The following is a 17,468-nucleotide window of genomic DNA, read 5'->3' as shown; positions in this document are numbered from 1 at the left end:
TTACAGATTCAACTTGAATAACAACAAAGCGCTCATTGCTTCATGGGCGCTTTGCAAAAGATTTTATAGTTTTATTTACTATTGCGTTTATAGGCTGGTCTTTAAACAAGATTAAATCAAAACTTATATTTCCCACCGAAATAAAAGCTCGTTATATCCATTTCATAATCATCTTTAACGTTCGCAACCTCAAAAGACGCAACAGCAGCTCGGTAGCCTAAAGACACGTCAAACACAGGGCTAACCGCATAACCTAGCTCGACACCATAATTAAAACCAGTTGTCGAGCCACTGCTAGTTGATGCTTTACTAAATTCTATTCTATACCCTCCAACCCCAATAAGTGCACCAAGGTATAGACCCATTCCTGGAACGTAATATTTAGGTTTGAGGTTTAGATTAAAAGTGGTTAAATCGACTCCAATAGCATTGGATTCATAAGGGATGTTATTTACCACTAAATCTTTCGTTCCTGTGTAAGAACCGAAGTTAATGTATTCAAACTCTAATGCACACGCTAAATTACTGGAAAGTGGTACTTGCCTACCAATATTCAATCCAAAGCTCGTCTCTTTGGAAAGGTTTTTTATTTGTTCAGTGTAAGGTGTCCCGTCGAGTTCTACTAAATTAAGCTTGTTTGAATGTTTGACCTTTGTGTTTAGAATATCTAAGCCAACGTACCAATATTCACCTTCTTTCGCGCTCACATTTGCAGATAGCACACCTAAAGCTAGAATAATCAGAGCTTTTTTCATCCTTGAATCCTCATTATATAAATATCTTGGTATTAACTTGGCCTTTAATGGTACAGTACATTGTAAAATTATCTTATGGGAGGTTTTCATACACTCACAACATATTTGTACTAGGTATTTGCAATAGTTATCACGTTTTAGATCTCCATTATTACATTTAAAACCAACAAAAAGAGAACAGCCTCAAGTCCCATTCATTCCCGACCCAGAGTTATAAGTTAAGTGCCTTTAAAAATAGCTTCCTGTTTAAAATCTAGGGGCTTTACCACGGCAGAATCTAATAACGAGTTTATTACCTAAGCTTGAAATGGGTAGAGAGCTCCATTTTCTTTATGTTGTTTAAAAAGATATTTAACAGTCTTGGCTGTTTTGAGTGGATCGGTGCAATAATAATGGTCTCCATCCAGTAGCGACTTTCTTCAATAGTGTGTATGTTCAATTTTTCTTTGAAACCCTCAAGCCCGGGCCACATGGGCACTATCGATACTCCTACATCTTCACAAACGAGATGCGCTATCGCCTCTAGTGAATCAAGATCGAACATGTTTTGAAGTTTCAACTTACGTTCGTTTAAAAAACGTTCAACAATAAGTCCCCCCCAACATGCTGGATCAAACCTTATGTACTCATGTTTTAAAAGGGTTTCTTCCATGGCCCCCTGCTTACTGCGAGGATGGATGAAAACTAAAGGCTCACGACGTAAAACCCAATATCGACAAGTCTTAGGAATTGAGGAGGGTGGCTTTACAATAATCGCTGCATCTAGATTCCCCTCCTGCAAACTCCGGTATAAATCAATAGAGTTACCGGGGATGACTTGAAAATTCGCCTCAGGAGCACAGCGTCGAACAGATTTTAAACTCCCTGGAATAAAAGCAGTCAAAGATGTTGAGTTTGCACCGATTCGTAAAGTGCCACTTAATGCTGAGTCTCGAACACTGTCCACAACATCTTGAGTATCTTTTATCAGTCGTTCGACCTTTGGTATCAGGCCAAGGCAGATATCAGTCGGCTGCACTGTATTACCTGCTCTGCGGAAAAGTTGGCAGTTTAGCTCCTTCTCGAGTGACTGAACTCTCTGGCTGATAGCCGCAGGTGTAAGGTGTTGAGAGCGGGCCGCCGCGGCTATCGAGCCCTGTTCCGCAACCACAAGTAAGGTCTGAAGGAAGCGAGTATCCATATAGTTTTCCTTACGATTAAAGCAATAAAAAAGCAGTTTTTATTGCTACATATTATCTGTAAATTAACGATGAGTTTTGTATTTGTCCAATTTCATCATCAGAATTATCGAGGTAACACCATGGATAACACAATTTGGATGACCTTTTTCTTATCTTCTCTGCTCCTCGCCCTCTCCCCCGGCGCGGGCGCGATTAACTCCATGTCGATAACAATTAAATATGGATTGCAGAAAAGCCTCATTGCCAATGTCGGCCTTCAGATTGGCAATATCATCAATATAACTTTTGTCGGTGCGGGCATTGGAACTTTACTGACCCAATCGGAAGTTCTATTTTCAACTCTCAAGTGGATCGGGGCTTTCTATCTCATTTATCTAGGCATTAAAAAACTTCGTGAGCCTCCACATAACAACTCTCTGCAGCAAAAGCAGCCAGATATTAGCTCGAAGGCATTGATCATACAGTCGATCATAGTGAATGTGACTAACCCCAAAAGTATTGTCTTTTTGGTTGCACTACTTCCACAATTTATTAGTGCGGACAAGCCCTATCTTGAACAGATTTTAATTCTTGCAGGGACACTGATACTAGTAGATAGCTTCGTTATGTTCGGCTATTCCTTTTTGGCAGGCAAAATAATAGGTAGATTAAAAAATGAAAGGTACATGCGGTTACTCAACCGACTATTTGGTTCTATGTTTATTAGTGCTGGCGCGGTTATTGCGGTAAGTAGTCAAAGTTAATAACACCGAAAAAAAACGGTCTTTAACTTACCTCTAAATTAAGTAAGCATTAAAGTCTTAAAAAGTATACCCAATATAAGCCGCAGAGTCTCTGCGGCTTATTTGATAGTTTAAGTTTGATAAGAAGTATTAAAAGCCAGGAATTAAATCAGGTAACTGAGGCACCAATAGAAATGCCCCAAAAATAAGAGTAAAAAATAGCATTATCGAACCACCGCCAACGGTATATCTTTCAGGAAAAGCTGCAGCCGTTCTTAATGTATATACCATCGCTGCTGGAATAAAAACAGCGAGAAAAACGAGAATAATGCCTGCATAGGCGAGCACTGATAAGAATTTATCTGCAGCTAATATTGCTCCCATCAGTGGCAATATAAATGTGAAAATATATGTAACACCACGATTTTGCTTTAACGCATCACTATTTTGATGAAATAGTGACATCGCCACACCAAAAAAAGACGTTAGCAAAGCCAATCCTGTAAACAGCGAAAGAATTGAACTAATCCACGGAGCTCCTCTTTCAAAACTAGCCATAAGCTCAGATACATTATTAAACTGCTTAATCTCATCGTTTGGTAAATTACCTACGACTGCAAGCAACCAACACAGATAGCACAGTAATGGAATAGTAGAACCTAGCACAACCATATTGCGTAGTTGTTTGTCCGTCGCCTCTTGGTTGTAAGAAACTAAGCTTGGGATAACCACCATGAAGCCAAAGCTGGTAAATAACACTGTGCTCGTTTTTACCAAACCACTTATATCATCGCTTTGTATGCTTGCTAAGTGCTGAAGGCTCAGAGTAGGAAAAAGAGCAAGTAATGTAGCAACTAAGCTCATTATCATGACGAAAAATAACAGACGATTCAGTTTATCAACAACATTCGTTCCACACGCAACAACCGCGCCTGTAAGAAGAGTAAAGATAGTCTGACTTTGTATAGGAGTAACAAACAGCCCGACCTCTTCAAGCATCTGAGACAATATGTCTGCAGCACCGAGAATATAAGCCATTAACAAACAAATCAGAAGAGCATAAAGCAATAAGTTGGTGACAGCCTGCCCACCTTTGCCAAGAGCACGGCGTGCGATTGAGTTGAGACTCAAGCCACCATCAGATTTTATCGTTGCCTCAAGTAAAAGTAATGCAGAGTAAGTGGTACCAAACCAAATCAATGCCATTAGAAGTGTGCCGTAAACTAACCCAAATTGGGCGAGAACCATAGGAATAGCCAGCATACCTGCGCCAAGAGCTGTGCCAGAAATAATTAATGCACTGCCAAGAAGTTTTGTATTCATTTTCCTAAAAAACCATTAGTTAAAGTGAGATTTAAAAATTGTGTATGGATAATTCGTTCATATCGCCAGCGTTTGGTTAATATGAAGGATAAAATCGAGAAAATGAATTGATGCAGTTGAAAGGATTTGCACAGCAAAAGCGAGAAAGAGTTACTGAGGGGTTATAGTCACATTCATAGTGAAAATGAGGAGAGCCCTCGGTCGGCTCAATAATCGGTGACGTTATTTTGTATATCATTAGAAATTCCAACAAGATGTTAAATCCTTATCTATTTTCATACAGCATTCCCTACGCCATATTGTCACGAAAATGACGTTAATATCTTATCGATTGGATCTGTTATTGCAAACGCTTTATCTCTAATTGTTCAAAGAACCTTCATGTATACAAACAAAGTCCTTTAAATTCGCGTTAAGACTTGCTTTCACCGCGAGAGTTATTATGTATTTACCACACGCTCGAAGATACATTGATAATATACCCAATGTGACTTAAAAATGCAGGATTCAGAGCGATGCCACAGTGTTGAGTTTAAGGAAAATAACGCAGCGGAATAGTCGACTCTTACCAAGTTGTTTGACGATGAAATCGGCACTGTGGCACGCTCTCAAAGGGCGAGTTGTCTTACTTTGCAAGCGTCGTTACCGACTTTCAATTTAGATGACTAGATTTTCAAATCGTTGCCTTGCCTGTTAAGCAAGCCATTCTCGCTGAACCTAGCATCTTGAGGTCACTTGGGTATATGTGCTTACTAGACAAAAACCTACTCAATCTGAGTAAAACGACATCAAGGCTGAGAAATTTGATCGTACAAGTTCAAAATCATCAGCAAACCACACTTTTTTACGGGAATAAATAACAATAAAGGTTGAAGCATATTGAATCGCAGGTAATATGTCAGTTTGGATTTCTGAACGCCACTCATACAACAGTGATTCAATCAAACCATAGCGGTTTGCGAGTGGATTATTAGCTCAATGGAGAATATTGAAAACATGACTTACGTGCCTGTATCAGACGTATTGAAAGGTCGCCTAGAAGTAGACAGTGAAGTTACTGTACGAGGCTGGATCCGATCGCGTCGCGATTCCAAAGCTGGAATCTCTTTCCTTGCCATTTACGACGGCTCTTGTTTCGACCCGATTCAGGCTGTGGTCCCCAATAATCTCAATAATTACGAAAGTGAAGTACTCAAATTAACTACTGGCTGCTCTGTAGAAGTTACTGGTACGGTTGTCGCTTCTCCTGCTAAAGGTCAAGATTTCGAGTTAACAGCGACAGACGTTAAAGTCGTTGGCTGGGTAGAAGATGCTGAAACCTACCCAATGGCAAAAACTCGTCACTCTATCGAGTATTTGCGAGAGGTCGCTCATTTGCGCCCAAGAACCAATGTGATCGGAGCAGTGTCACGTGTGCGCAACTGCCTTTCTCAAGCCATTCACCGCTTCTACCACGAGCAAGGATACTTTTGGGTATCAGCACCATTGATTACAGCCTCTGATGCTGAAGGTGCAGGTGAAATGTTCCGAGTTTCTACCTTAGATATGGAAAACCTACCGCGCACAGAATCAGGTAATGTTGATTATAATGAGGACTTCTTCGGTAAAGAGACGTTCTTGACCGTTTCCGGACAGTTAAACGCAGAAGCTTATGCATGTGCCCTCAGCAAAGTATATACTTTCGGCCCAACGTTCAGAGCTGAAAACTCAAATACAAGTCGTCATTTAGCGGAGTTTTGGATGGTAGAACCTGAAGTCGCTTTTGCCGATCTTAACGACATCGCAAAACTTTCAGAAGACATGCTTAAATACGTTTTCAAAGCAGTACTCGCTGAGTGTCGCGATGACTTAGAGTTCTTCGCTCAACGTATAGACAAAGAAGCAATCACTCGACTTGAGAACTTTGTTTCTTCCGACTTTGCCCAAGTTGACTATACAGATGCTATCGAAATTTTGCTTGAATCTGGACGTGATTTCGAATTCCCTGTTTCATGGGGTATTGACCTCTCATCAGAACATGAACGCTTTTTGGCTGAAGAACACTTTAAAGCACCAGTTATTGTTAAAAATTACCCTAAAGACATCAAAGCTTTCTATATGCGGTCCAACGATGATGGTAAAACTGTTGCAGCAATGGATGTCCTTGCGCCAGGTATCGGCGAAATTATCGGTGGTGCCCAACGTGAAGAACGTCTTGATATCCTCGACCAACGCATGCGCGAAATGGGCATAGACCCTGAGCACATGAGTTGGTATCGTGACTTACGTCGTTACGGTACCGTCCCACATGCTGGATTTGGTCTCGGTTTTGAGCGTCTCGTCTCTTATGTGACAGGAATGGGGAACGTCAGAGATGTGATACCTTTCCCTCGTACACCAAGATCGGCCAACTTTTAAAAAAGCCCCCTTTATGGGGGTTTTTTTGAAGCTTTTATTCACCTATCATCGTGTTTGCCCGCATAGTAAAAACCATATAAGCATAATGCCATCATAAGAAAAGGAATGCTTGCGGCGGCATACTCCACCCAAGATAGTTCAGTAAAGAATTTAGATAGGATCAGGTGGCCGAAAATTGACAAAAATGCACAGAATATTGAAACACTAATCAAATGAAACTCATGTTTATAATTTGGTTTCGACATAAAATAATCCTCAACACATCCAACCAAAAATTAAAGCATACTTGAGACCTTAGAACTCACTACAATTCATCATAAAAATCCCCATGCAGTTACGCGCTATTTAATGAGTTGGGCAATTTTTGCAACAACACAAGATATCTTATCCATTGGCACTTGAGAGACATTTATTCTCAAACAAGATTCGAAGCTTTTATAAAAAGCAAACAGTTCCCCGTACGCAATAGAGATGTCCTGCTCTAATAATTTATAATAAAGCTTTTCAGTATTGATATGTGAAGGAAACTGTACCCATATAAAGTATCCACCATCAGGTCGATTCACAATCGTAGTATCAGGAAGCTGCGATACCAAATTAATATAAAAGCAGTCCATATATTGATGAAGTTTCTTGCGTAACTTTCGTAAGTGGTTGTCGTAGCTAGAATATTTCAAATAGTCTGCAATGCCCTCTTGCACAGGCGCGCTTACTGCAAGTGTTGATAAAAATTGGCATTTTTGTAACTTTTGACTGAACCTGTGATTGACTACCCATCCGATACGATAACCGGGCGCTAAAGATTTTGACAATGAACCACAAAGCAAAACTCTGTCTTTAACGTCCCAGTATTTGATCGGCCTAGGCTTTTGTGAACCAAAATACAAATCAGCGTAGACATCATCTTCAATAATCAATACATCATATTTATTGGCTAACTCTAAAAGCTGGCTTTTTTTTGTATCGCTAAGTACTGAGCCAGTGGGATTGTGAAAATTCACCATCAACCAACAAGCTCTCACGTTATGCTGTTCAAAAGCATCTGCCAGTTGCTCTAAGTTAATGCCGTGTCGAGGACACACTTCAACCTCTATAACATTTAGCCCTGCTCGTTTAATTGACTGGATAGCTCCGTAAAAAGAGGGGGATTCTACAACCACCGTATCTCCGGGTTCACATGTTACCTGAAGGCTCATATTGAGCGCATCCATGGCACCAGAAGTTAATGTAATATCATCATGAGAAACCATTACACCTTGCGCCAAGTAACGCTGGGCTACAATCCTCCGCAAAGCCTCGTTACCCGGAGGCTGATTCTCTGCAATCATGTCAAAATTCACTTTTCGTCCGGCACTTGCCATATGACGGTTCAGCTCAGTGAATGGAAAAAGAGAGAAGTGAGGAAAAGGAGAACCAAGATCATAGCCCCCGGTACCGCCATTCTTCATATAATCAAAAAGTTTATCATTATAGCTCTCGCAACTAGAAAAAATCCCTCGCTGGCTAACTATATTTTCAGAACGGACACAAACAAAATAGCCAGACTGAGGTTTAGCTTTTATCCAGCCTTGTGCTTCCAATAATTGATAAGCATGAAGAACCGTTGATGAGCTAACAGAATAACTTTTACTCGCTGCACGAAGAGAAGGGATTTTTTCGCCCACTCGCCATGTCTTTTGCTTGATTTGTTGTTTAATAGATTCTGCTAGTTGCTGATAACGATTCATATCGACCTCTTGGTGTTATAACCAAGATACCATAACCCCTTGAAATTAGGAGCACGAAATGAACAGAGTGCATATTTTTTACCACGCAAACCTGTAATATTGAATCCAATCACATAAATATTTGTCTGCTTTGGTAACTTTAAACAAGAGTATTTTTACACTCATTTCTGTGGAGAACACTTATGAAAAAGTACGACGCAACACACATAGAGTACAGGGGTGAGACAAATGGCGTTCACAGCTGGATCACTCAAAATGGGCAGCCTTACTATTGGCATCCAGACTGGCTGCACATTGCTGAAGATGTAACTGGTTCACATCCTAAAAAAGACATAGAAGTTGCTCAAGGAGAAACACCTGCAGAGCATCACGCAATAAAAGCTATCCTTTCGCACCTAAACGAGTGGGCCCACTCAAAGCTCAATAAAGACTAGATAGCACTGTTAATGTTGATCATCACTTTTAAGCCCCATTTGGGTTGGGGCTTATCATTTTTCACGCCCTTCTTTTAATTCTACCATCGTCCACTTTTTATGCAGTCGTATATACCAACTTAGTAAGAGTCGACTATTCAACTACGTTATTTTCCTTGAACTCAACACTATGGCATCACTCTGAATCCTGCATTTTGAAGTCACTTGGTTATACAGCTAATCTAGAGCATGAAATGACAACTATCATTTTTTTGAATTTAATTGTGTTTCGCTGTTGTTTCACTAGGTTTAGAAGGGTATAAATAACCAAGCAATTTCTCTCTCACCTCCAATAAGCATGGATGAACATTATGTTTGAAAAAGTCGTTGCTGCGCCTGCAGATCCTATCCTTGGCCTAACCGAAGAATTTAAAAATGATGGTCGAACCGATAAGATAAACTTAGGTGTAGGAATCTATAAAAATGAACAAGGTGAAACACCCGTTCTAAACACAGTAAAAAAGGCTGAAGCCGTACTACTACAAAACGAAAAAACAAAATCCTACCTAACTATCGAAGGTACTGCTGAGTATGGCTTAGCCGTCCAAAAGCTGCTATTTGGAGAAGGTAGCGACATCATTGCTAATAAGCGTGCCAAAACGGCTCAAGCACCAGGAGGAACTGGTGCACTGCGAGTTGCTGGTGAATTTATTAAACGACAGCTGGGTGATGTAAAAATCTGGATTAGTAACCCTACATGGGCCAACCATAATAGCGTTTTCGGCTCTGCTGGTTTAGAAGTTTCCCAGTACACCTACTACAATGCAGAAACTCAAGATAAAGATTTTCCTGCAATGCTTGCTGATTTAGAGAAAGCGTCTGAGGGTGATATTGTATTGCTGCATGGTTGCTGTCACAACCCAACTGGCATCGATCCAACCGCTTCTGAGTGGGAAACATTGGCTCAATTGGTTGCCAAGAAAAAACTTTTACCTTTATTCGACTTCGCCTACCAAGGATTTGCAAAAGGCGTAGAGGAAGATGCCGAGGGACTTCGTATCTTCAGTAAATACAATAAAGAAATTCTTGTAGCAAGCTCATTTTCAAAAAACTTCGGCCTCTATAACGAGCGTGTAGGAGCGTTTACACTGGTTGCGGATACAGAGTCTGTAGCAACAACCGCATTTTCTCAAGTAAAAGCGATCATACGTTCAATCTATTCAAATCCTCCTGCTCATGGCAGTGCTGTCGTTACACATATCCTAAACGATGCCGAACTCCGCAAAGAGTGGGAACTCGAAGTAAAAGAGATGCGTGATCGAATTCAGGGAATGCGTGAGCTTTTTGTTCAAACACTCAAAGATAAGCAAGTAAGCGGAGACTTTAGTTTTATTGAACGACAAAATGGTATGTTCTCGTTTTCAGGATTAACCAAAGAGCAAGTTGAGCGTTTGAAAAATGAATTTGGCATCTATATCGTTGGTTCTGGTCGCATTAGTGTAGCAGGCATGACTCAATCTAACATGTCACCTTTATGTGCTGGTATTGCCGCTGTTTTATAGTTTAAGGACAACTAGAGCTAGTATCAATCTAGCTCTTTCTCCACCTCTTCAAAAACAGTAAGTTACGACCATTCCACCGTCATTAGATGTGGATTCACCCTTAATTTTAGCGGTATTGTAGTCCCCGTTTGTATGGCTGTAAAAAATACCTAATTTAACGTTAGGACTAACATGATATTCGCTGGATAGGTAAAATATATGTTCATCAACCGTATCACTGTTTTTCAACTCACCAGCCACCGACAACTCCCACTTATCACTGACTCGATATCTTAGCTCAGTCATTCCGCCCCACTGAACACTATTCTCACTATATAGATTCGCACCATCGATATCTTGGGTTTGTTTTGCCCATAGATAACCGAGCTTCACACCAGCACCCAGTTCCAGCTCATCAACGACTTGATAGCGGAATTTGATACCGGGCAGCAACGAGTAGAGCTCCGTCGTCGTATTTTGTGGGTGAATAAAGCGTGCGCTGTAATCAACAGCCACATAAAAATGATCCCTCAGAAGATTTTGCCCGCCTATTTTTAGTGTAGTGACATTACTGTTCACCCCAATACGCTCATCAAGTGAGCCACTGGCAAGCTCTGCGTACACAAAGTTACCATCGGATGAATTTTCATCAGCGGCGAAGGCTCCTAAACAAATCAAAAACGTCACACTAAGGGCGATCCGCACTAATATCATATCACTCTCACTAAACCAGCAGGTTTCTCGACCAAAGCATCGACGCGCTTTAACAAAACGACGTAATACTAAGAGAAATATCGAGCAGCCAAAATAATCTACTGATAAAAATATAGACTAAATTAACGCTAAGACAGTGACTATTTGATATCGATTATCTTACTGTTTTTCTTGTATTGGATTCGCCATCCTTGCCACTTAGGCAACTCCCAACGTTTTGGATAACCTTTTCTTAAACCATCACGGTAGACAACTTGGATAAGCTTTTTATGAGCAAAATATTCAACATCCAAGTTCAGATCACCCAAAGCCAAACGGAAAGGAAAGGTTTGAGCAAAATCTTCATATTGCCAGTAAGGAATACCATCAAACCCGAAATCTTCAGCGGAGAATAATTCCAAATCATCAGGGTCAGATATGTCCAATAATTTCAACTGCTCGGTGAACCATGTTTCAAAGTTCAAATCACTTACTTCATTATTTTCAAGCAGATTATAGAGTTTCCAATGTTCAATTTCTTGGTGACGCTGTTCAAAGAAACCTGGCAGGATTAAGTTATTCATGACTTTACTAAGTAGAGGCTTTATCGCTAAGTCGCCTTTTGCCAGTTCATTTTTCTTTGCTATCGTCCTTCCTGCATAAACGAGTTTCATTTCAACAAACGTTTGATGCTCAATTTCTCGAGTTTCTCCTTCTAACCATGTTCCGAATCCATGCTCTGCAATGTTTGTTAAAGAAATAGGCACAATAAATGTCGCGAGATTTAGAGTTTGTTTCACTCCCCGACCTGGTAAACTATGCGTATTTAATACTAACGCCGCCTCATCGCTCTCTTTAAAGCGATGCTCTCTGCCCAAAGTAACCTCCATATCACCATTTGCCATAGCTTCACGTCTTTTTTCCCTACGCACAAACACAAGTTCTGGGTGGAGTTGAGCAATGTTTAGTATCAATTTCTTGTGGTCATAGCGAGAAGCAACTGTGAGTTGAGGTAATTCAAACACCTCTCGCATTTGAGCCGATAGCGCACGAACTTCTCTCAGAACGTCAAGGTCAACGGTGACTCCAGAAAATGTCTTACCTCTTATCAGCTGGATATTCAAATTAGCATCGCACCCAAAAGGTTCTTCTTGCCCTAACCTTTCGCGAACCTCTTCGCTACTTGATAATCGATAGAGTTTGCTTGGCGTCGCTATAGCAGCCGTTAAATCTATCATTGCTTCTTGCAATTGCTTACTGGGCATTCGAGTCACGAGGTCTGCATAGAGCGTATCGATAGGAAGAGGATAAATTTTCTTCCCGTGTGCTGTTACTTTTTCTGAATTATCTATGGCTCCCATCTTCATCAGTTGAAATTTCGCTTGCTCAACAGATTTAATCGGAAGCGGCTCTAAAAACGATAATTTAGAGAGAGCAAAACCACAGCTCGCCGAGGCTAACATTGCTTCTGTCAAAGCCTCACGGTGCATCTCTGGTGGGGTTTTATCTGCCAGAGCAGCGAACTCACCATACAAACGAACACAGTAACCTTCCATAACTCGTCCAGCTCGACCACTGCGTTGTTTTGCGCTGGCTCTGGAAATATGTTTTAGACAAAGCGTTGTTCTACCATTTCTCTGCTCAGTACGCCTCTCTAGCCCTGAGTCAATAACGGCTACAACATTGGGAATAGTTAATGATGTCTCTGCAACATTAGTCGCCAAGACGACCTTTTTAAACGGCTGAATATTGAGCGCAAGACAGCGCTGTTGTTCAGTAACTGAAGCATGAAGGGGAATTGATATGATATCTTCTATGTCAGCAAGGGCACTTTGACATTGAGCTATCTCTTTTCTGCCGGGCAAGAAAACTAAGATATCACCTTTGCAACTCGCTAATTTCATCACTTCATCTTTAACTCTAGCTTCGATTCCCCTCACATCTGGCAGTTGTTTGGAATCTCGCGAGCGAGAAACAACCGATACATCATAATTGCGACCTTTAGACGTAATACGTTTGGCGTCGAGGTATTGAGCCAATTTTGTACCGTCGATGGTTGCAGAGGTTATTACCAATTTGTGCTGACGTGTTTGTTTGAGAATGGCTACTAAGAGATCAATGTCCCAACGCCGCTCGTGAAACTCGTCGACAATAATAATATCAAAATCTGATAATTGGTTTTCTGAAAACCAGCGAAGCGCGACGCCTGGAGTAACAAAAACAACCGGAGTTTCTTGATTAAAACGGGTTTCAAGTTTTATTGCATACCCTACCGACTTGCCAACCTCTTGTTCGACTTCATCCGCTAGATATAGAGCTAAAGACGTACAAGCAATTCTCCGCGGCTCAATCACCAAAACTCTGCCCAAAGATGACGCCCAAATAGGTAAACGAGTAGATTTACCTGACCCTGTTTCCGCTTCCACGATTACGTGGTGCTGAGTTAAAAGAGATAAAAACTCAGGCTGTAAACTATCTATAGGTAAGCTAGACATAGTATCGATAAAGTTCAGATTTAAAGCTGGTAATTATACGCAAGAAAAACCGAGATTCTAGGTTCAGAGAGCATAGCTTTCTTTTTAAGCGAGACAAAGAGTTGAAAAGCTGACCATATAAATCCACCTTCGAAAACGACACTTGGATATAGACTTCTCTGAGCACCAGACGCATTGCATAAAATTGAATATACCCTGAGAGTTTAGTTCGTTTCATGTCTCGGATTGACCAATAGTTTCGTTTATTTGTGGTTCTGCCCCTAAACTTTAGTGGAATGCGAGAATATTCGGTTTACAATAAGTCAATGAGTCCCTATCATTTTTGGGTTTCTGTTCCAATGGTCAATAGACCTCAATATCCAGACATAGGCAAGTGATGAATAACGATAAACGCCCACTTTATATCCAATACGCTGGTCCAGCGTTGCTAAGTACACCTCTTTTAAATAAAGGCAGTGCTTTCTCTGCAGAAGAGAGAAGCTCATTTAACTTAGAGGGCTTACTTCCTGAAAATACTGAAACCATTCAGGAACAGGTAGAGCGTGCTTATCAGCAGTATTGTAACTTTGAAAGTGATATGGATAAGCACATTTATCTGCGTAATATTCAAGACACTAATGAGACTCTTTTTTACCGCTTAGTGCAGAACCATGTTTCTGAAATGATGCCTATCATTTACACACCAACCGTTGGTGCAGCGTGTGAAAACTTCTCGAATATTTACCGCCGTGGCCGTGGTTTATTCGTCTCATATGCCAACAAAGATAGAATCGATGATCTTTTAAACAATGCATCCAACCATAACGTCAAGGTCATCGTTGTAACAGATGGAGAACGCATTCTAGGTCTTGGAGATCAAGGCATAGGTGGAATGGGTATTCCAATTGGTAAGTTGGCTCTATACACGGCCTGTGGCGGTATCAGCCCAGCCTATACCCTACCGATTGTTCTCGATGTAGGTACAAATAATCCCCAGCGCCTCGCTGATCCTATGTACATGGGCTGGCGTCATCCTCGCGTTACGGGAGCCGACTATGACGCTTTCGTTGAAGAGTTTATGCAAGCAGTACAGCGTCGCTGGCCAAATGCACTAATCCAGTTTGAAGACTTTGCTCAAAAAAATGCGATGCCGTTGCTAGAGAGATATAAAGATCGCGTATGTTGCTTTAATGATGATATTCAAGGCACCGCTGCCGTCACGGTAGGGTCTTTACTCGCAGCATGTAAAGCGGCGGGAAGTAAACTCTCTAAGCAGCGCATTACCTTCCTTGGTGCTGGCTCTGCTGGCTGTGGTATTGCTGAAGCCATTATCGCACAAATGGTTTCTGAAGGTATCTCCGATTCACAAGCTCGCTCACAAGTCTTTATGGTTGATCGTTGGGGGCTATTGCAAGAAGGAATGCCTAACCTACTTGATTTCCAACAACGCCTAGTGCAAAAACACTCCAGCACAGATAAATGGGAATCGTCAGGCAACGGCTATTCGCTACTTGATGTCATGAGAAATGCTCAACCAACAGTACTCATTGGCGTATCTGGAGCTCCGGGCTTATTCAGTGAGGAAGTAATCAAAGAAATGCACCAGCATTGTCCTCGTCCAATCATCTTCCCCCTTTCCAACCCAACGAGTCGAGTCGAAGCCACACCAAGTGATATTATTCGCTGGACCAATGGTGAAGCTCTTGTTGCTACTGGTAGTCCGTTCGACCCAGTCGTTCATGAAGGAAAGACTTACCCAATTGCCCAATGTAACAACAGTTACATTTTCCCGGGGATTGGACTTGGCGTTCTCGCAGTACAAGCAAAACGTGTAACAGACGAGATGTTAATGGAATCAAGCCGTGCGTTAGCAACATGTTCTCCACTCGCCATTAATGGGCAAGGAGCATTGCTGCCGCCGCTTGAGGCAATTCATTCTGTATCAAAGAAAATCGCCTTCGCTGTTGCTAAAAAGGCTATCGAGCAGGGTGTCGCTCTCGAAATACCAGACGAGGCACTGGAAGGAGCTATTGATGCCTCTTTCTGGAACCCCGTGTATCGCCGTTACAAACGCACTGCTTTCTAATAAAAACCCCCTTTAAGGGGGTTTTTTGTTGCCTCATTTTCCTCATCGATTCCACTGCTATGGAATGTGATTTCTTTGACACTCTCGCTACATACTAAATCGGGGTTCATGCTATGCTCGACGGGCAACTCATCGATAATCAACTATAATGAACTACTTAAATCTTTTAGGAAGCTATACGCTTCCGTACATGTATGAAATCTCAACTGCACTTATTGCTTGTGTATTGGTGATGGCCGGAGGCAGCATTAATGCGCTCTTGCGCAAGCAATTGGGGAATGCGAATTTCATCATACGAACCGTAGTATTTATCCTAGTCAATGCATTTGGATATGGACTGCTTATTGTTAAAGCAACCCCTATGTTATCAACTATGCTCAGATCATTAGATAAAGGAATCATGTTTTTAGTTATCTCTATCAGTTTTGTCGTAATTGGTATTTGGGCTCAGCGGAACCGGCAAGTATAGTGCGAGAATTATTTCACAAGGATAAACCGAAGAAAAACTGGCTGTATTTTATCGGTAAAATACTGGCATGGATGCCTATGTTCGTTGTTTTAGGGTGTCTAACTCTTTTTGCCATTGATCGCTGGGTTTCATATCAAGCGAGAGACCATGTCTATACTAATATGTCTCAAATCGAATCATTCGATGTTGCGGTTGTACTCGGTACAAGCAAGTATTTAGGTAAAATCCTTAACGAATACTATACCCACCGCATTGAGGCGGCAATTCAGCTTTATCAAAAGCACAAAGTCGAAAACTTTCTTTTAAGTGGTGATAATGCGCATAGATCCTACAATGAACCTTGGACTATGAAGCGTGACTTGTTAAAGGCGAACATCCCAAAAGACAAAATCTTTTTGGACTATGCTGGCTTCAGAACCCTCGACTCGATAGTTCGGGCGAAGGAAATTTTTGACACTGATAATTTTCTGATCATTTCTCAAAAATTTCATTGTGAACGTGCTATTTTCATTGCTAATTCGCACAATATTGATGCGAAATGTTTTGCAGTTCCCGGACCTTCACGCCATTCAGGCTTAAGGGTTCGCCTAAGGGAGGTCTTTGCAAGGGCACGTGCAGTTGTCGACATTTATATTACCAATGCAAAGCCGAAGTTTTTGGGTCCTAAAGAACCAATTTTGACAGAACAGTTAAAAACTATTCCTGACAACAGACTAACCAACAAATAATCAAGCATGCACTAAATACTATTCCCACCCTGCCACTACGTAACATCGATACTGATCAATATACAACCCCGCACCAAGACATCGTAAGCTTACGAACTACAAAATTACAAAATAGTCATTAAAATGGGCGCAGCCCGAGTAGTTTCCTCCTCGAATTGCTAGCGTAAGTAATCGGTTAAAAAAGAAAGAGTCAGGCATTAAAAGCAACTATTTGGAGGCCTCGATTTAGTTGCCTCGCTCTAAACTAAACTTCTTGGCATTGCATGAATATATGAACTAACTGGATTGATTCGATCTGAATATAAGGAGCAGCTTTGGTTAACGTTTCATTTTTGGATAGTGATAGAAAAACCGCAAATGACCAGTCTATTAACCTTGTTATGTCCCTCACATTGATTGAAGGGATCTGCATCATTAGAGAAAACTTGGCCTCGCCGTTTGTTTACCAAGGTTCTCATTTTAAACATATCAATATTAGACTTAAACAGTTACTCGATCAGGCATATGGTTCGAAAAATAAGCTTTATTGGGGTTATGCGGGTGACAACAACTACGAAAAATTCATATTTTTCTCGTCTAGTTTTAGGGATATCAAGAATAACCAAGTATTGGAGGAGCTAACTTCTTTTGGAGAATTAATCCAGCCATCAGGAAAATGTTGGTCTATCGAGAAAGGTATGTACACCCAAAATGTATCAGACCCCAAACTTTATGATAAAAAACACCTTCTGGGTATCCAGCTCAAGCTGCGTGATTATTTTGGTTTTGAAGTAAATCTGGCGTTACCCGAGGATTAGGCTTAAAAACTAGGCCCCATTTTAACGCCGCAATATTTTTTCAGGTATTTTAACGCATCAATTACATCAAAAACCTAGGGCATATAGTAAAAGTCTGATGGATAAAACTCATCCTACGTATCAATATATGCCCTATAACTTACAGGTTTGCCTTGTTTACAG

The 17,468-nt window shown here is 41.1% G+C and carries 15 protein-coding genes; 8 read left to right on the top strand and 7 right to left on the bottom strand.

Annotation, left to right across the window (positions count from 1 at the left end; all coding sequences use genetic code 11):
* Window positions 1-116: 116 nt before the first annotated feature.
* Both RH40_RS20085 and RH40_RS11835 read right to left on the bottom strand, forming a co-directional pair.
* The gene (locus RH40_RS20085; protein ID WP_009601755.1) at window positions 117-755 is read right to left on the bottom strand and encodes an outer membrane beta-barrel protein; all 639 of its coding nucleotides are present in this window, start codon (window positions 753-755) and stop codon (window positions 117-119) included.
* A 292-nt stretch (window positions 756-1,047) separates the two neighbouring features.
* Window positions 1,048-1,935: a LysR family transcriptional regulator gene (locus RH40_RS11835; protein WP_009601754.1), complete on the bottom strand. Its 888-nt coding sequence runs from the start codon at window positions 1,933-1,935 to the stop codon at window positions 1,048-1,050.
* A 120-nt stretch (window positions 1,936-2,055) separates the two neighbouring features.
* Between RH40_RS11835 and rhtB the strand changes: the two genes are divergently transcribed.
* Entirely contained in the window at window positions 2,056-2,679 is a 624-nt protein-coding gene (gene rhtB / locus RH40_RS11830; RefSeq protein ID WP_009601753.1) for a homoserine/homoserine lactone efflux protein, read from the top strand.
* Between the two features lie 129 nt (window positions 2,680-2,808).
* Here the strand turns inward: rhtB and RH40_RS11825 are convergent, their stop codons facing one another.
* On the bottom strand, window positions 2,809-3,981 hold the full coding sequence (locus RH40_RS11825; RefSeq protein ID WP_009601752.1) for an amino acid permease: 1,173 nt from the start codon (window positions 3,979-3,981) through the stop codon (window positions 2,809-2,811).
* 996 nt (window positions 3,982-4,977) lie between these two features.
* Here RH40_RS11825 and asnS point away from each other — a divergent pair.
* Window positions 4,978-6,378 carry an asparagine--tRNA ligase gene (gene asnS, locus RH40_RS11820; protein ID WP_009601751.1) on the top strand — a complete coding sequence of 467 codons (1,401 nt, stop codon included), beginning with the start codon at window positions 4,978-4,980 and terminating at the stop codon, window positions 6,376-6,378.
* A gap of 38 nt (window positions 6,379-6,416) precedes the next feature.
* Here asnS and RH40_RS20375 read toward each other — a convergent pair whose 3' ends face one another.
* Both RH40_RS20375 and RH40_RS11815 read right to left on the bottom strand, forming a co-directional pair.
* Complete coding sequence (locus RH40_RS20375) at window positions 6,417-6,623, bottom strand: hypothetical protein (RefSeq protein ID WP_009601750.1); 207 nt, start codon at window positions 6,621-6,623, stop codon at window positions 6,417-6,419.
* Window positions 6,624-6,719: 96 nt separating this feature from the next.
* A complete protein-coding gene (locus RH40_RS11815; RefSeq protein WP_009601749.1) occupies window positions 6,720-8,105 on the bottom strand; it encodes an aminotransferase-like domain-containing protein in 1,386 nt (461 codons plus the stop codon).
* Window positions 8,106-8,287: 182 nt separating this feature from the next.
* Here RH40_RS11815 and RH40_RS11810 point away from each other — a divergent pair, with 182 nt between their 5' ends.
* Window positions 8,288-8,539: a hypothetical protein gene (locus RH40_RS11810; RefSeq protein WP_009601748.1), complete on the top strand. Its 252-nt coding sequence runs from the start codon at window positions 8,288-8,290 to the stop codon at window positions 8,537-8,539.
* A 350-nt stretch (window positions 8,540-8,889) separates the two neighbouring features.
* Window positions 8,890-10,080, top strand: coding sequence for an amino acid aminotransferase (locus tag RH40_RS11805; protein ID WP_009601747.1), 1,191 nt, complete (start codon window positions 8,890-8,892; stop codon window positions 10,078-10,080).
* A gap of 48 nt (window positions 10,081-10,128) precedes the next feature.
* Here RH40_RS11805 and RH40_RS11800 read toward each other — a convergent pair whose 3' ends face one another.
* Together RH40_RS11800 and RH40_RS11795 are read right to left on the bottom strand one after the other, a co-directional pair.
* Window positions 10,129-10,773, bottom strand: a complete 645-nt coding sequence (locus RH40_RS11800) for an outer membrane beta-barrel protein (protein ID WP_009601746.1) — start codon at window positions 10,771-10,773, stop codon at window positions 10,129-10,131.
* 140 nt (window positions 10,774-10,913) lie between these two features.
* Entirely contained in the window at window positions 10,914-13,247 is a 2,334-nt protein-coding gene (locus tag RH40_RS11795) for a DEAD/DEAH box helicase (RefSeq protein WP_009601745.1), read from the bottom strand.
* A 376-nt stretch (window positions 13,248-13,623) separates the two neighbouring features.
* On the opposite strand from RH40_RS11795, the gene RH40_RS11790 reads away from it, so the two are divergent.
* The 4 genes from RH40_RS11790 to RH40_RS11775 all read left to right on the top strand — a co-directional run bounded on the left by RH40_RS11790 (window position 13,624) and on the right by RH40_RS11775 (window position 17,306).
* Entirely contained in the window at window positions 13,624-15,312 is a 1,689-nt protein-coding gene (locus RH40_RS11790; RefSeq protein WP_009601744.1) for an NAD-dependent malic enzyme, read from the top strand.
* Between the two features lie 148 nt (window positions 15,313-15,460).
* Window positions 15,461-15,781 carry a DUF3392 domain-containing protein gene (locus tag RH40_RS11785; RefSeq protein ID WP_039954635.1) on the top strand — a complete coding sequence of 107 codons (321 nt, stop codon included), beginning with the start codon at window positions 15,461-15,463 and terminating at the stop codon, window positions 15,779-15,781.
* 71 nt (window positions 15,782-15,852) lie between these two features.
* Window positions 15,853-16,509, top strand: coding sequence for a SanA/YdcF family protein (locus RH40_RS11780; RefSeq protein WP_174260323.1), 657 nt, complete (start codon window positions 15,853-15,855; stop codon window positions 16,507-16,509).
* Window positions 16,510-16,823: 314 nt separating this feature from the next.
* Window positions 16,824-17,306, top strand: a complete 483-nt coding sequence (locus RH40_RS11775) for a hypothetical protein (protein ID WP_009601740.1) — start codon at window positions 16,824-16,826, stop codon at window positions 17,304-17,306.
* Window positions 17,307-17,468 lie beyond the last annotated feature (162 nt).

This window comes from Vibrio caribbeanicus ATCC BAA-2122, assembly GCF_000165125.1.
Lineage (GTDB): Bacteria > Pseudomonadota > Gammaproteobacteria > Enterobacterales > Vibrionaceae > Vibrio > Vibrio caribbeanicus.
This window is presented reverse-complemented; position numbering and strand designations above follow the sequence as displayed.

Excerpts from the sequence above, each read along its gene's own strand:
- RH40_RS11795 (WP_009601745.1), bottom strand. The coding sequence starts at position 13,247 with ATGTCTAGCTTACCTATAGATAGTTTACAGCCTGAGTTTTTATCTCTT.
- RH40_RS11800 (WP_009601746.1), bottom strand. The coding sequence starts at position 10,773 with ATGATATTAGTGCGGATCGCCCTTAGTGTGACGTTTTTGATTTGTTTA.
- RH40_RS11835 (WP_009601754.1), bottom strand. The coding sequence starts at position 1,935 with ATGGATACTCGCTTCCTTCAGACCTTACTTGTGGTTGCGGAACAGGGC.
- RH40_RS11790 (WP_009601744.1), top strand. The coding sequence starts at position 13,624 with ATGAATAACGATAAACGCCCACTTTATATCCAATACGCTGGTCCAGCG.
- RH40_RS11815 (WP_009601749.1), bottom strand. The coding sequence starts at position 8,105 with ATGAATCGTTATCAGCAACTAGCAGAATCTATTAAACAACAAATCAAG.
- RH40_RS11805 (WP_009601747.1), top strand. The coding sequence starts at position 8,890 with ATGTTTGAAAAAGTCGTTGCTGCGCCTGCAGATCCTATCCTTGGCCTA.
- RH40_RS11780 (WP_174260323.1), top strand. The coding sequence starts at position 15,853 with ATGCCTATGTTCGTTGTTTTAGGGTGTCTAACTCTTTTTGCCATTGAT.
- RH40_RS11785 (WP_039954635.1), top strand. The coding sequence starts at position 15,461 with ATGAACTACTTAAATCTTTTAGGAAGCTATACGCTTCCGTACATGTAT.
- RH40_RS20085 (WP_009601755.1), bottom strand. The coding sequence starts at position 755 with ATGAAAAAAGCTCTGATTATTCTAGCTTTAGGTGTGCTATCTGCAAAT.
- RH40_RS20375 (WP_009601750.1), bottom strand. The coding sequence starts at position 6,623 with ATGTCGAAACCAAATTATAAACATGAGTTTCATTTGATTAGTGTTTCA.
- asnS (WP_009601751.1), top strand. The coding sequence starts at position 4,978 with ATGACTTACGTGCCTGTATCAGACGTATTGAAAGGTCGCCTAGAAGTA.
- RH40_RS11825 (WP_009601752.1), bottom strand. The coding sequence starts at position 3,981 with ATGAATACAAAACTTCTTGGCAGTGCATTAATTATTTCTGGCACAGCT.
- RH40_RS11810 (WP_009601748.1), top strand. The coding sequence starts at position 8,288 with ATGAAAAAGTACGACGCAACACACATAGAGTACAGGGGTGAGACAAAT.
- rhtB (WP_009601753.1), top strand. The coding sequence starts at position 2,056 with ATGGATAACACAATTTGGATGACCTTTTTCTTATCTTCTCTGCTCCTC.